A 505-nucleotide genomic window follows, 5' to 3' on the forward strand; every position below is an offset into this window, starting at 1 on the left:
CCTCACCAAGCGCCGCCGTGCTGGATAGCCAGAGCGTCAAGACCACCGAGAGCGGCGGTCCGCGTGGCTATGACGCAGGCAAGAAGATCAAGGGTCGCAAGCGGCAGGCGATGGTGGACATGGATGGCCGCGCCCTGGTGCTCGATCCTCAGCCCGCAGACATTCAGGATCGTGACGGAGCGATCCCGGTCCTGCAGGTGTCGAGAAAGTCCTACCCGTTCGTCGAAAAGGCATTTGCCGACATGGGTTATTCAGGCGGTAGACCACAGAGCGCAACGCTGATCGATGTCGAGATCGTCCGAAAGCCCAAGCATCAGGTTGGTTTTGCAGTTCATCCCAAGCGCTGGGTCGTCGAGCGCTTCTTCGCCTGGATCAGCCGAAACCGGCGGCTCTGGAGAGACCCCGAAGCAACCATCAAATCAGCCGAAGCCTTCCTCTACGCCGCATCCATCATGACGCTCGTTCGAAGGATTGCTCGAACATAATGAATTCTCGGACGGACTCT

At 59.2% G+C, this 505-nt stretch carries 1 protein-coding gene; it reads left to right on the forward strand.

Features of this window, described 5'->3' with window-relative positions:
• A partial coding sequence (locus ACFFP0_RS31000) for a transposase (RefSeq protein ID WP_377266086.1) occupies nucleotides 1-485 on the forward strand: 485 nt, incomplete at its 5' end.
• Between the last annotated feature and the right edge of the window lie 20 nt (nucleotides 486-505).

Origin of the sequence: Neorhizobium puerariae (genome assembly GCF_042429745.1) — a bacterium.
Lineage (GTDB): Bacteria > Pseudomonadota > Alphaproteobacteria > Rhizobiales > Rhizobiaceae > Neorhizobium > Neorhizobium puerariae.